Genomic DNA, 13,672 nt, shown 5'->3' with positions numbered 1-13,672 from the left:
GACGCGGAGCAGGTGCTCCGCCTCCGCCCGACGGGCCCGTACCGCCGAGCGGCCCCCGTCCTGGCCTTCGGTCCGCGCGTCGCCCTCGGTCCGCGCCGCGGCGGCGCTCAGTCCTCCGACGCGACGCGGAGAAGGTGCTCCGCCTCCGCCCGCCGGGCCCGCACCGCCGAGCGGCCCCCGTCCTGGCCCTCGGTCCGCGCGTCGCCCTCGGTCCGTGCCGCGGCGGCGCTCAGTCCTCCGACGCGACGCGGAGCAGGTGCTCCGCCTCCGCCCGACGGGCCCGTACCGCCGAGCGGCCCCCGTCCTGGCCTTCGGTCCGCGCGTCGCCCTCGGTCCGCGCGTCGGCATCGGTCTCGGGGACGTCGTGGCCGCCGTAGGCCGACAGCACCGTGCGCGCCCGAGCCCTCGCGTCGGCCGGCCGGCCCAGTTCGATCTCCAGCCAGCCCGCGGTGAGTTCGGCGCCGGTGCGACTGTGCAGGGCGCCCTCCCCGAGCGAGTCGAACACCTCGGCGGCCCGCTGCAGCCGGGACAGGGCCTCCTCGAACACGGCTCGGACGGCGGGGCCTTCGGCGCCCTCCGAGACGGATCGGGTCAGCAGGTCAGCAAACTGCCGGTGGGTGTCGCCGAGTTCGGCCACGAGCTGCTGCCGGGTCTCCTCGTCGGACGCCGCCTCCCGTGCCGTTTCGCACGCGCCGATCGCCTCCGCCATCAGGGCACGTGCCTGGGCCGGCCCGCTCTCGGTCTCCAACGCCAGCCAGGCGCGGGCGCGCAGGGAGCGGATCAGGCCGGGGGTGTTGCCGAGCGCGCGCCACAGGTCGCCCGCGCGGGCGTAGGCCCGGTCCGCCTCGACGGGCAGTCCGGCCTGCCCGAGGGACTCCCCGGCCAGGTGGGCGAGGGTCGCGTGGTCGTGCTGCTCGGGCCAGTGCCGGGCGATCTCGGCGGCCTGCAGCCGGCGTTCGGCGGCCGCGCGGTGCTCGCCGAGCTCGCTCAGGCAGTCGCCGAGCCACCACTGCGTCTGCACGACCGCCCCGTCGCCGTGCGTCTCGGCGGTCAGGTCGGGCAGCGCCGACTCCAGCACCTCCGCGGCCTCGGCCCACCGCCCCTGCCGCAGCAGGAGCCCGCCGAGCTGCTGTCGCGCCCAGGCACCCAGCGTCGCCGACTCACCCGCCTCGTCGGCCCAGTGGGCGGCCTCCAGGGCGTGCCGGGCGGCCTCCACGGCATCACCCCGGCCACCGAGGACCTCGGCGAGCTGGAGGTGCAGCTGGGCCCGGCCGGGCGCTTCCAGGTGCGCTCCGCCGTGCTCCAGGGCCGCCCGCAGCGCACGTTCGGTCTCCGCCGCGTCGCCGAGGTGGTGGGCCAGGGTGGCCAGGCGGGCCTCGTACTCCACCGCGTACCACGGCAGTCCCGCCGCGACGAACGCCGCCGCGCCCCGCGCGAACAGCTCCGCGGCCGTCTCCAGGTCCCCGGCGAGCCCCGCCAGCTCCCCGAGCATCGCCTGCGCCTCGGCGACCCGCGCGGCCAGTCGTACGTCCTTGCCCGTCCGGCCGTCGACGAGCGCGAGAACCTCACGGACGGCGTTCTCTGCCTCGGCGAGAGCGGCCCCCTCGCCCTCGCCCTCGTGCGCCCGGCGGGTCAGGATCCGCGCCCGGCTCATCACGACGGACGCCGTCTGGCGCATCCCCGTGCCCTCGGCGGCGTACAGCGCGAGGATCTCGTCGTACGGGCCGGTCACCGCCGCCACGGCGCCGTCCACGTCACCCGCGAGCGCGCGGACGTACGCCCCACGCGCGCGTGCGGCGAGAGCCTCGCCCGGGTCGCCCGCCTCGGCGTAGAGGTCTGCGGCCCGCTCGAAGAGCACGATGCCCTCGGAGCCGAGGGACATCGCCTCGTGGTCGGCCATCTCGGCACGGTCACGCGGGTCCAGCTCGGCGTCGCCGGCGGCCTCGGCGGCCGCCGCCCACGCTTCCACGGCGTTCGGCCGCAGGGTGTCCGACAGCCGCCGGGCCTCGGCCAGCAGGGCGGGCAGATCGGACTGCCCGGTGGCGCGGACCGGAGCGGCCGGGGGAACGGGCGGGGGAGCCGGGCGTACCGACCGCACGCCCAGCGGCAGCCGTTCCGCCAGCGGTTGCCGCGCCATACGCGCGCGTGCCCGCTCGCTCACGTGCGCCGTGCCGTTGCGCTCGTCGAAGCGCGCCGCCAGGGCGAGGGCCTCCCCGCGCGCGTGCGCGGCGAGTTCGCGGGCGGTCCACTCCCGCCCGGCCGGCCCCGGCACCCGCCGCTCGCCCAGCCCCAGCCCGGTCAGCCGGTCCATGAGCAGGGCCACCACGCTCAGGAAGTCCAGCCTGCTCTGCGGATGCCCGTCGTCGGTGAAGTACGCCGGCCGCTCCGCGAGCAGCTCCAGACCCCGGGCCTCGTTGCCGGTCAGCGCGCAGAACTCCACGTGCTCGGCGTACGCACCGCGCATGCTCTCCATCGCCCGGACGAGCCGGAAGCCCCGCAGGTGGTTGGCCCGGGCCTCGTCCAGGCGGCCCAGCCGCAGCAGCGGCACCAGGGAGGACGCGAAGGCCGTGTGCGGCTCGTGGGCGCAGGTGAACTCGCCCTCCAGCACCGGCCGCCACAGCCGAAGCGCCTCGGCGTCCCGCCCCAGTTCCGCCTGCCACCAGCCCTGTCCGTGCAGCTCGCAGGCGTGGCAGTCCGCCATGGTGTCCCGGTCGGCGGCCAGCCACGCGGCGTACGCCCGCTCCGCCCGCGCCACGTCCCCGACGTGTGCGGCCACACTGTGCTCGGCGCTGCGCACGGCCCGTTCGGAGTGCCCGGCGAGCCGGTAGCGGTGCTCCATCTCGCCGAGCCACTTCTCGATCGACGCGAGCGGGATGTGCGGCTGGTCGAGCATGCCGGCCGAGACCCACTTGAAGACCCAGTGCAGCGAGTGGGTCTCGTACTCGTCGAAGTCCTCGGGCCGCTCGTCCCACATGCGCAGCAGCCGCGCGAAGGGGACGAACATCTTCCCCTTCTCGGAGCTGTAGTTGTAGACCTTCAGCTGGTGGCCGAGGGCCTCGATCACGGCGAGCGGGACGCCCAGCTTCTCGGCCGCCGTCAGCAGCTCCTCCGCGCGGGCGTTGCGGGCCGGCCCCTCCGGCTGCCCGGAGTTCTCCGCCATCGCCTCGCGAAGGGCGTCGAAGTCCGTGATCTCCGTCATGACTGACCGTCCTCGCTGTGCGTGGCCCACTCCAGGAGGCCGATGAACGCGCGGTTGAGCAGCGCCGAGTCGGCCGGCCTGAGCGGTCGCTGCGCCATCAGCAGCGCCTGCCCGTACAGCGACTCGGTGGCGGTGCCGATCAGCTCCGGGTCGGGCAGCGCGCTGATCCGCCGCACCAGCGGGTTGAGATGGTTGAGCACCAGCCGCGCGCGGGGTGCGCTGCCGCGCAGGGAACCGAGGATGCCCGCCCACAGGTCGTCGGCCCGCGCCTCGGCGTCCGCCCGCGCCTGCTCGTGCCGGGCGTCCCGGTCGTCGAGGTGCAGCGCGGGCACGGAGAGCGGGTGGAAGGCCCGCAGGACCACGTCGCAGCCGAGCGGGTCGAGCCGGGCCCGGGCCGCCGCCAGGAAGCCGGACAGGGCCAGCTCCTCGGCCGGGTCGACCGCGTCCAGATGCGCGGTGACCGTGTCCGCGTCCAGCTCGGAGACCACGGTGCCCGGCCGCACCGACGGCAGCGCCTGCACCAGCTCGCTGTCGTACGTGTAACCGCCGTTGACCACGCCGATGCCCTGCGCGGACGCGATCGGCGCGACCTGCCGGTACTCCTCGACCGTCCGCGTGAAGTGCACCACCGGGTGCCGCTGCGCGAACTCCTCCAGGGACAGCCGCCCGTCGGTCGTCTCGAACGGCAGCCACGGCAGCATCGTGCGCAGCATCTCCCGGTCGTGCCGGGCCAACGACTTCACGCCCAGGTGGTGCACCGACAGGAACGCGGCCAGCCGGTCCGGATCACCGGCCGCCAGCCCCGTCAGCCAGGCACGGATCCGCTCGCCCAGCGCCTCCCGCACGCCGGCCAGCGTCTCGTCCTCGTACAGCGCCTCGCGCGACGCCGTGGGCCGCAGACTGTCCGTGTCGAGCACGCAGCGCACGAAGAACGCCCAGTCGGGCAGCAGCTGTTCGGCCCGCTCGGTCAGCAGCATGCCCTTGAGGTGCACCCGGTGACCCGCGCGCTGGGCCGGGCTCACCGCCGACGGCAGCACGTACGCCACCCCGCGGATGCCGGCCAGCGGCACGGACAGGTCGATCGTGTCCAGCGGGGTGAAGCCGAACAGATCGTGGCAGTGCCGGGCGAGGGCGACGCGACGGGCGGCCGGGCCCGGATACGGCCGGTCCCAGGGCGCCGGAAGGTCGGTGACCGCCTCGTCGCCGACCCGGACGTCGTACGGCAGCAGCGACCCGAAGTCCCGGGCCAGCGCCTCGACCCGCTCGGGCGCGAGCCACTCCGCGGCACCGGCACGGGCCACCAGGTGCACGGTCGTGCCCGGTTCGGGCCGCTCGGCGTCCGGCAGCGTCCGCACGGTGTACGAACCGTCGTCGGAGGCCGTCCACTCCACCGGCGGCGCCCCGGGCGTACGCGCGCTGCGGCTGACGACCCGGATCCGCTCGGCGACGACGAAACAGGCCAGCAGCCCGATGCCGAACTGCCCGAGGAAGTCGGACCGCGCCGCTTCGAGCCCCTCGGCCCGCTTGGAGCTGCGCCCGATGGTGGCCAGCAGGCTGTGCACGTCCGCCTCGGTGAGCCCCACGCCGGTGTCCTCGACGCGCAGGGCGCCGCCCTCGGTGTACAGCCGGACCCGGGACGGAGCGTCGGGTTCCGTCGCGCGTCTGGCCGTGATGGCGTCCACGGCGTTCTGCAGCAGCTCGCGCAGATACACCTTGGGGCTGGAGTAGAGGTGGTGGGAGAGCAGGTCCACCAGACCACGCAGGTCGACCTGGAACGTATGAGGTGACGGGGGCGAATGGGGTGCCTGGGAGGGCTGTGAGGTCTGGGAGTCCATCATCACGGCGCCGGTGGGGGACTCGCGACGGCGCGGGGTCGGGCGGTCCCGGTGGGGCGGTGACCGCGAAGAGGGCCGGGAGCGCGTCATCCTAAGGCCCTGGCGAGCCGCCTGACCAGGGGTTTCCAGGATCTTTACGGCGATCGGGCCGCGGGCCTGGAAGCCATTGTCAGTGGCGTGGTGTGCAATGGATCTCGTGCCCGCACTGGAAGAACCCCTGCGCCAACCGCTGAAGTCGGTGCTCGGCCCCGCCACCGCGAAGGTGATGGCCGAGCACCTCGGCCTGCTCACCGTCGGCGACCTCCTGCACCACTACCCGCGCAGATACGAGGAGCGCGGCCAGCTCACCCACCTCGCCGACCTCCCCATGGACGAGCACGTCACGGTGGTCGCGCAGGTCGCCGACGCCCGCCTGCACACGTTCGCCTCCGCCAAGGCCCCGCGCGGCAAGGGCCAGCGCCTGGAGGTCACGATCACGGACGGCAGCGGCCGGCTCCAACTGGTCTTCTTCGGCGCCGGAGTCCACAAGCCCCACAAGGAACTCCTGCCGGGCACCCGCGCGATGTTCGCGGGCAAGGTCTCCGTCTTCAACCGTCGTCTCCAACTCGCCCATCCTGCCTACGAGTTGCTGCGCGGCGACCCGGAGGAGTCCGTCGAGACCTGGGCGGGCGCCCTGATCCCGATCTACCCCGCCACCGCCAAGCTGGAGTCCTGGAAGATCGGCAAGGCGATCCAGACGGTCCTGCCCACCGCCCAGGAGGCCGTCGACCCGCTCCCCGACTCCCTGCGCCAGGGCCGCGGGCTGGTCCCGCTCCCCGAGGCCCTCCTCAAGATCCACCGCCCGCAGACCAAGGCCGACATCGAGGACGCCCGCTCCCGCCTCAAGTGGGACGAGGCCTTCGTCCTCCAGGTCGCCCTGGCCCGCCGCCGGCACGCGGACGCCCAACTCCCCGCCGTCCCCCGCAAGCCGGCCCCCGACGGCCTCCTCACCGCCTTCGACGCCCGTCTGCCCTTCACCCTCACCGACGGCCAGCAGCGCGTCTCGAGAGAGATCTTCGACGACCTGGCCACCGACCATCCGATGCACCGGTTGTTGCAGGGGGAGGTCGGTTCGGGCAAGACCCTGGTCGCCCTGCGCGCCATGCTCGCCGTGGTCGACGCGGGTGGACAGGCCGCCATGCTCGCGCCCACCGAAGTGCTCGCGCAGCAGCACCACCGGTCCGTCGTCGAGATGATGGGAGAACTGGCCGAGGGCGGCATGCTGGGCGGCGCCGAGCAGGCCACCAAGGTCGTGCTGCTCACCGGCTCCATGGGGGCGGCCGCCCGGCGGCACGCCCTGCTCGACCTCACCACCGGCGAGGCCGGCATCGTCATCGGCACGCACGCGCTGATCGAGGACAAGGTGCAGTTCCACGACCTGGGCCTGGTCGTGGTCGACGAACAGCACCGCTTCGGCGTCGAGCAGCGCGACGCCCTGCGCGGCAAGGGCAAACAACCCCCGCATCTGCTGGTCATGACCGCCACGCCCATCCCGCGCACGGTCGCCATGACCGTCTTCGGCGACCTGGAGACCTCCGTCCTCGACCAGCTGCCGGCCGGCCGCTCGCCGATCGCCAGCCATGTGGTCCCGGCCGCCGACAAGCCCCACTTCCTGTCCCGCGCGTGGGAACGGGTCCGCGAGGAGGTGGAGAACGGCCACCAGGCCTACGTGGTCTGCCCCCGCATCGGCGACGAGGAGGACGACCCCAAGAAGTCCGCCAAGAAGAAGTCCCCGGAGGACGAGGCGGAGAAGCGCCCGCCTCTCGCCGTCCTCGACGTGGCCGATCAGCTCACCAAGGGCCCCCTCCGGGGGCTCAGGGTCGAGGTTCTGCACGGCAGGATGCACCCCGACGACAAGGACGCCGTCATGCGCCGCTTCGCCGCCGGCGAGACCCATGTCCTGGTCGCCACGACGGTCATCGAGGTCGGCGTCAACGTCCCCAACGCCACCGCCATGGTGATCATGGACGCCGACCGTTTCGGCGTCTCCCAGCTCCACCAGCTGCGCGGCCGCGTGGGGCGTGGCTCGGCCCCCGGGCTCTGCCTCCTGGTCACCGAGATGCCCGAGGCGAGCCCGGCCCGCCAGCGCCTGGGCGCGGTCGCCTCCACCCTCGACGGCTTCGAACTCTCCCGCATCGACCTGGAACAACGCCGCGAGGGCGACGTCCTCGGCCAGGCCCAGTCGGGCGCCCGGACCAGCCTCCGGATGCTCGCGGTCATCGAGGACGAGGAGATCATCGCGGAGGCCAGAGAGGAGGCGGCGGCTGTGGTCGCGAACGACCCGGAGCTGACCCACCTCCCTGCGCTGCGGACGGCACTGGACGCCCTCCTGGACGAGGAAAGGGAGCAGTACCTGGAAAAGGGCTGAGTGTGTGCCACCCAAGGGGCGCGGGGAACCGCGCGACCAGCCACACTGATACCCGAAGCCCGCCCTCGACCAAGGACCACAGATGACCCGCGTGATCGCCGGCCGGGCCGGCGGACGCCGCCTGGCCGTCCCGCCAGGAACAGGAACCCGCCCCACATCGGACCGCGCCCGGGAAGGCCTCTTCTCCACCTGGCAGTCCCTCCTCGGCGGCCCCCTGGACGGCGAACGCGTCCTCGACCTCTACGCGGGATCGGGGGCCGTCGGCCTGGAGGCCCTGTCCCGCGGCGCCGGCCACACCCTCCTCGTCGAGGCCGACGCCAAAGCCGTCCGCACGGTCCGCGAGAACGTGAAGAGCCTCGGCCTCCCCGGCGCCGAGGTCAGATCAGGCAAAGCGGAACAGATCATCCGCACGGCACCCCCCGGCGCCCCGTACGACCTCGTCTTCCTCGACCCGCCCTACGCCGTCACTGACGACGATCTTCGGGAGATCCTCCTCACACTCCGCACCGAACGCTGGCTCGCCGAGGAAGCCCTCGTCACCGTGGAGCGCAGCACCAGAGGCGGTGAATTCCGGTGGCCCGAGGGTTTCGAACCCCTCCGGGCCCGTCGCTACGGCGAGGGAACGTTTTGGTACGGTCGCGCCGCCTCTACGTGCGAAGACGCACGATGACCGGACCGGAGAGCGAGGGATCACAAGTGCGCCGCGCCGTATGTCCCGGGTCGTTCGACCCGATCACCAACGGACACCTCGACATCATCTCCCGTGCCTCCAGGCTGTACGACGAGGTCTACGTCGCGGTGATGATCAACCAGGCCAAGAAGGGCCTGTTCGAGATCGAAGAGCGGATCGACCTGATCCGCCGGGTCACCGCCGAGTACGGCAACGTCCGCGTGGAGGCCTTCCACGGCCTGCTCGTCGACTTCTGCAAGCAGCGCGACATCCCCGCCATCGTCAAGGGCCTGCGCGCGGTCAGCGACTTCGACTACGAGCTGCAGATGGCACAGATGAACAACGGCCTCTCGGGCGTGGAGACCCTCTTCATCCCCACCAACCCCACCTACAGCTTCCTCTCGTCCTCCCTGGTCAAGGAGGTCGCCACCTGGGGCGGCGACGTGTCCCACCTGGTCCCGGCCGAGGTCCTCCAGGAGCTCACCGAGCGCCTGAGGAAGGACTGAACCGGCCCCCGGCGGCCCCACGGGGCCTGACTGCCCGTCACCCGGTGTTCCGGGGCGGCCCCATGGCCGTACAGTCGTCCCGTCCGTCTCCAACGCATCTGTAGAGAGTGGCGAGCACACGGTGGACGTGCAGAAGAAGCTCGACGAGATCGTCTCCGCGGTCTCCGGCGCCCGGTCCATGCCCATGTCGGCCTCGTGCGTGGTCAACCGCGCCGAACTGCTCGCGATGCTGGACGAGGTGCGCGCCGCGCTGCCCGACTCCCTCGCCCAGGCCCAGGAGCTGATCGGCGGCCGTGAGCAGATGGTCGAGCAGGCCCGCCAGGAGGCGCAGCAGATCATCGAGAGCGCGCACGCCGAGCGCGGGTCGCTGATCTCGGGCACCGAGGTCGCCCGCCGTTCCCAGGCCGAGGCCGACCGCATCCTCGCCGAGGCGCGCCAGGAGGCCGAGGAGATCCGCGCCGAGGCCGACGAGTACGTCGACTCCAAGCTCGCCAACTTCGAGGTCGTCCTCACCAAGACCCTGGGCTCCGTCGGCCGCGGCCGCGAGAAACTCCTGGGCACCGGCCCCGGCACCGACGAGCAGGGGTACGAGGACGAGGACGCCCCCGAGCGCAGCCACGACCCGGAGACCCAGCGCCGCAGCGCCGACGAGTACGTCGACGTCAAGCTCGGCGCCTTCGAGGCGGTCCTCGCCAAGACCCTGGAGGCCGTCGGTCGCGGCCGGCAGAAGCTGCACGGCCGGATCGCCACCGACGACCTCGGCTCCCTCGCCGACGACGCGAGTACCGTCCAGCACTCCAGCGACGCCGACTACCTGGCCGACCTGGCCGCCCTCACCGACCAGAAGCCCCCGGCCGGGCAGCCCGCCCGGCAGCAGGACTACGGACAGCCGCAGCCGGCGTACGCACCGGCCCCCGGCTACGCCCCCGCGGGAGGCGACCCCGCCCAGCAGCCCGATCCGTACGGCGACTATCAGCAGGCCTACGCCGCCCAGCAGGACCCCTACGGCTACCAGCACGCCGATCCCTATGCCTACCAGGGCTACGACCCCCAGCAGGCCGCCTACGACCCGAACCAGGTCCAGCAGCAGCCGCAGCAGGGCCACCAGGCCCAGCAGGGTTACGCCCTCGACGAGACCAGTCTCTTCGACACCGGCATGATCAGCGCCGAGCAGTTGCGCGCCTACGAGCAGGGCCGCGGCCAGGCCTGAACCCCGGATTGGGCCGAAAGCGAAAGGTCCAGTATCCTGGCTCTTCGGTCGCGCGTACGTCCGCGATCAACGCTGCCCGGGAACAACGAAGGGCAGCGCCCCCCGAGCTCAGCAGACCGAAAGTTGGAATGGCCCTGAACGCCCGCCTCGACCACCGCAACCCCCTCGTGTTCGACACACACGAGCTGGGCCGGCGGCCTGGTGCGCTGCAGCGCCTGACCCGCACGGTCGACGCTCCCAAGGACCTCGGTATCAAGGGAGTCATCGGAGTGCCGGAAGGCGCCCCGGTGGAGCTCGAACTCCGCCTGGAGTCGGTCATGGAAGGGGTGCTCGTCACGGGCACCGCCCGTGCCGCGGCCGAGGGGGAGTGCGTAAGGTGTCTGGAGCCGCTCGAGCAGCAGCTCGAAGCGGAGTTCCAGGAGATGTTCTCGTACCCTGACGCCGACGACCGGGGCCGCGTGATCGCGGAACCGGGCGACGACGCCGAGGACGACGAGGACAGGCTCTTCATCGAGGACGGCTTGTTCGACCTCGAGCCCGTGCTGCGTGATGCGGTGGTGCTCGCACTGCCGATGCAGCCGGTGTGCCGGGAAGACTGCCCCGGTCTGTGCGCCGAGTGCGGCGCGCGGCTGGCGGACGACCCGGACCACCACCATGACGCCGTCGACATCCGTTGGGCGGCATTGCAGGGACTCGCCGGCACCATGAAGGACGGCGAGAAGGACGAGATGAGCGGCGCCGAAGCGGAAGCGGGCGTCGACGAGAAGCAGGAGAAGTAGCCGTGGCTGTTCCGAAGCGGAAGATGTCGCGCAGCAACACGCGCCACCGCCGGTCGCAGTGGAAGGCTGCGGTCCCCACCCTGGTTGCGTGCGAGCGCTGCCACGAGCCCAAGCAGCAGCACATCGCGTGCCCGTCGTGCGGCACCTACAACAAGCGCCAGGTCCTCGAGGTCTGAGCGGCTGGTGAGAGGCACTGTGTCCACGCCTAAGAACAAGTCTTCCCGTGTGAGCGGGAGTGCTCCGGCGGACAACAACCAGGCCTCGTCCCACACGCTTCTGGAAGGGCGGCTCGGGTACAAGCTCGAGTCCGCCCTTCTGGTGCGCGCACTGACCCACCGGTCGTACGCATACGAGAACGGCGGTCTGCCGACCAACGAGCGCCTGGAGTTCCTCGGGGACTCCGTCCTCGGCCTCGTGGTCACGGACACGCTGTACCGCACCCACCCCGACCTCCCAGAAGGCCAGCTGGCCAAGCTGCGGGCCGCGGTGGTCAACTCGCGTGCGCTCGCCGAGGTGGGCCGCGGGCTCGACCTGGGCTCCTTCATCCGGCTCGGCCGGGGTGAAGAGGGCACGGGCGGCCGGGACAAGGCGTCCATCCTCGCCGACACCCTCGAAGCGGTGATCGGCGCGGTCTACCTGGACCAGGGACTGGACTCGGCGGCGGAGCTCGTGCACCGCCTGTTCGACCCCCTGATCGAGAAGTCCTCGAACCTCGGAGCCGGCCTGGACTGGAAGACCAGTCTCCAGGAGCTCACCGCGACCGAGGGGCTCGGTGTTCCCGAGTACCTGGTCACGGAGACCGGCCCCGACCACGAGAAGACCTTCACTGCTGCCGCCCGCGTCGGAGGCGTCTCGTACGGCACCGGCACCGGCCGCAGCAAGAAGGAGGCGGAACAGCAGGCCGCCGAGTCCGCATGGCGGTCCATCCGGGCCGCGGCGGACGAGCGCGCCAAGGCGGCGAAGGACGCCGAGGCGACGCAGACGGCAGCTGCTCAGGCCGCCCAGACGGTCACCGACGGCAGCGTCGGCGGCTGACCGCCGCCGCCCTCACCGGGCGGCAAGAACAGCGCACCCGAGCGCCCGCCCCTGCCCGGGGCGGGCGCTCGCGTCATCCACAGGTCCGTGACGGGGGAGCCCATGCCCGAGTTGCCCGAGGTCGAGGTCGTGCGGCGCGGTCTCGAGCGGTGGGTCGCCCACCGGACCGTCGCCGAGGCCGAGGTGCTGCACCCGCGCGCGGTACGCCGTCATCTCGCGGGCGCCGACGACTTCGCACACCGTCTCAAGGGCCACCGCATCGGCGTCCCCAGCCGGCGCGGCAAGTACCTGTGGCTGCCCCTGGAGGACACCGACCAGTCGATCCTGGCCCACCTCGGGATGAGCGGCCAGCTCCTGGTCCAGCCGCACACCGCGCCGGACGAGAAGCATTTGCGCATCCGCGTCCGCTTCACCGACGCCCTGAGCACCGAGCTGCGCTTCGTCGACCAGCGCACCTTCGGCGGCCTCTCGCTGCACGACAACACCCCCGACGGCCTGCCGGACGTCATCGAGCACATCGCGCGCGATCCGCTCGACGAGCTCTTCGACGACGAGGCCTTCCACCGGGCCCTGCGCCGCAAGCGGTCCACGATCAAGCGGGCCCTGCTCGACCAGTCGCTGATCAGCGGTGTCGGCAACATCTACGCGGACGAGGCCCTGTGGCGCGCCCGCATCCACTACGAACGCCCGACCGCGACCTTCACCCGCCCCCGCACCCTGATGCTGCTGGGGCATGTGCGGGACGTGATGAACGCGGCCCTCGCGGTGGGCGGCACCAGCTTCGACAGCCTGTACGTCAACGTCAACGGCGAGTCGGGCTACTTCGACCGGTCGCTCGACGCGTACGGGCGCGAGGGCCTGCCCTGCCGGCGCTGCGGCACACCCCTGCGGCGACGGCCCTGGATGAACCGGTCGAGCTACTACTGCCCGAAGTGCCAGCGGCCGCCCAGAATCACGCCCTAGCGGAGTCGTACCGCTCGCGCGCGGCCAGCACCTGCTCCATGCTGCCCTCCACGAAGCGGATCAGGGCGAGCAGCCGCTCGGCCACGTCCCGCCCCAGCGGCGTCAGTTCGTAGTCCACCCGGGGAGGATTGGTCGGCTGGGCCTCACGGTGGACCAGGCCGTCGCGCTCCAGGGCGTGCAGCGTCTGGGACAGCATCTTCTCGCTGACCCCGTCGACGCGGCGGCGCAGCTCGTTGAAGCGCAGCGACCCCTCGTACAGGGCGCCGAGCGCCAGGCCGCCCCAGCGGCCCGTGACGTGCTCCAGCGTGCCGCGCGACGGGCAGGCCTTGGCGAACACGTTGAACGGAAGGTCTTCGAGGCCCTCCGTGAGCCCCTCGGTGGTGGTCATAATCCCAGCGTACGCCAGCGCAGCGCTAACCAATAGCTCGCACTAACCAGGAGTTAGCACTCCTGTGACTGCGGCTTTCCCACGCCACCGGAGTGCCGTCAGCCGGGCCTGGTAGCCGAAGAAGTGATGGGCCGGGGCCCTGACCTGCAGTCGTCCAATCGATCAACGCTGCGACCTGCGACTTAGCCGTCGGTGGTTGTCGGCGTTGGTCGTCGTCGAGCATCCCCGCACGGCCCGGAGACGGCCCGAGTGGCGACCGTAGTTCAGACCCCGATCACGATCGGGAGCGCGTCCGGCCGGCCGTAAGCGAGGATGCGCGTGAGTGCCTCCTTCATGTGAGCTACGTCCGCGGCCGGTGCATGTAGCACTGCCTCGACTACCGGATCATCCAGGAACAGGGCTTCCAAGGAATCGGGGTCGAACGTGACCCGCAGGATGTCTCCATCCAGCTCCACCGTGCGCACGCATCCGTACGCGGTGCCTTGGTCGGGGGTGACAACGCAGTACGAGTCGCAGCCGTTGCGGATGTTCTGCGCATCGGGTTCCTCAAAGCTGCACTGGAAGTCAAGCGCGAAGCCCTCTCCGCCTTCTGACTCGGCAACTCCGGCAGTCAGGGCATAGATGTCCGGCCCCGGCTCGTGCCACCCGTAAGCGATCTTCGCAGTGAAGCTGTAGGTCAT

12 protein-coding genes are annotated in these 13,672 nt (G+C 72.1%); 8 read left to right on the top strand and 4 right to left on the bottom strand.

The annotated features are described in order from the left end of the window. Nucleotides 1-229: 229 nt before the first annotated feature. Both ACZ7EG_RS29695 and ACZ7EG_RS29690 read right to left on the bottom strand, forming a co-directional pair. Nucleotides 230-3,199: a tetratricopeptide repeat protein gene (locus ACZ7EG_RS29695; protein ID WP_471085402.1), complete on the bottom strand. Its 2,970-nt coding sequence runs from the start codon at nucleotides 3,197-3,199 to the stop codon at nucleotides 230-232. Further along, on the bottom strand, nucleotides 3,196-5,034 hold the full coding sequence (locus ACZ7EG_RS29690; RefSeq protein WP_471085716.1) for an HSP90 family protein: 1,839 nt from the start codon (nucleotides 5,032-5,034) through the stop codon (nucleotides 3,196-3,198). Before ACZ7EG_RS29690 ends, ACZ7EG_RS29695 begins: the two co-directional genes overlap by 4 nt. A 187-nt stretch (nucleotides 5,035-5,221) precedes the next feature. Between ACZ7EG_RS29690 and recG the strand changes: the two genes are divergently transcribed. From recG to mutM, 8 genes are all read left to right on the top strand, one after another. Beyond that, the gene (gene recG / locus ACZ7EG_RS29685) at nucleotides 5,222-7,441 is read left to right on the top strand and encodes an ATP-dependent DNA helicase RecG (protein ID WP_471085399.1); all 2,220 of its coding nucleotides are present in this window, start codon (nucleotides 5,222-5,224) and stop codon (nucleotides 7,439-7,441) included. An 82-nt stretch (nucleotides 7,442-7,523) separates the two neighbouring features. Beyond that, complete coding sequence (rsmD, locus tag ACZ7EG_RS29680) at nucleotides 7,524-8,111, top strand: 16S rRNA (guanine(966)-N(2))-methyltransferase RsmD (RefSeq protein WP_471085396.1); 588 nt, start codon at nucleotides 7,524-7,526, stop codon at nucleotides 8,109-8,111. A gap of 26 nt (nucleotides 8,112-8,137) precedes the next feature. Next, nucleotides 8,138-8,617 carry a pantetheine-phosphate adenylyltransferase gene (gene coaD, locus ACZ7EG_RS29675; RefSeq protein WP_104781443.1) on the top strand — a complete coding sequence of 160 codons (480 nt, stop codon included), beginning with the start codon at nucleotides 8,138-8,140 and terminating at the stop codon, nucleotides 8,615-8,617. Between the two features lie 121 nt (nucleotides 8,618-8,738). Continuing rightward, the gene (locus ACZ7EG_RS29670; RefSeq protein WP_471085393.1) at nucleotides 8,739-9,827 is read left to right on the top strand and encodes an ATP synthase F0 subunit B; all 1,089 of its coding nucleotides are present in this window, start codon (nucleotides 8,739-8,741) and stop codon (nucleotides 9,825-9,827) included. A 128-nt stretch (nucleotides 9,828-9,955) separates the two neighbouring features. Further along, nucleotides 9,956-10,606: a YceD family protein gene (locus ACZ7EG_RS29665; RefSeq protein WP_471085390.1), complete on the top strand. Its 651-nt coding sequence runs from the start codon at nucleotides 9,956-9,958 to the stop codon at nucleotides 10,604-10,606. 2 nt (nucleotides 10,607-10,608) lie between these two features. Next, the gene (gene rpmF / locus ACZ7EG_RS29660; RefSeq protein ID WP_003951102.1) at nucleotides 10,609-10,782 is read left to right on the top strand and encodes a 50S ribosomal protein L32; all 174 of its coding nucleotides are present in this window, start codon (nucleotides 10,609-10,611) and stop codon (nucleotides 10,780-10,782) included. A 7-nt stretch (nucleotides 10,783-10,789) separates the two neighbouring features. After that, entirely contained in the window at nucleotides 10,790-11,641 is an 852-nt protein-coding gene (gene rnc / locus ACZ7EG_RS29655) for a ribonuclease III (RefSeq protein WP_471085387.1), read from the top strand. A 102-nt stretch (nucleotides 11,642-11,743) separates the two neighbouring features. Further along, complete coding sequence (mutM, locus tag ACZ7EG_RS29650; protein WP_471085385.1) at nucleotides 11,744-12,604, top strand: bifunctional DNA-formamidopyrimidine glycosylase/DNA-(apurinic or apyrimidinic site) lyase; 861 nt, start codon at nucleotides 11,744-11,746, stop codon at nucleotides 12,602-12,604. Here mutM and ACZ7EG_RS29645 read toward each other — a convergent pair. Next, entirely contained in the window at nucleotides 12,594-12,992 is a 399-nt protein-coding gene (locus ACZ7EG_RS29645; RefSeq protein ID WP_471085382.1) for a winged helix-turn-helix transcriptional regulator, read from the bottom strand. The genes mutM and ACZ7EG_RS29645 overlap by 11 nt on opposite strands. A gap of 263 nt (nucleotides 12,993-13,255) precedes the next feature. Beyond that, nucleotides 13,256-13,672, bottom strand: a complete 417-nt coding sequence (locus ACZ7EG_RS29640; RefSeq protein ID WP_471085379.1) for an Imm10 family immunity protein — start codon at nucleotides 13,670-13,672, stop codon at nucleotides 13,256-13,258.

The sequence above is a fragment of the Streptomyces sp. NPDC037100 genome (assembly GCF_055606225.1).
This window is presented reverse-complemented; position numbering and strand designations above follow the sequence as displayed.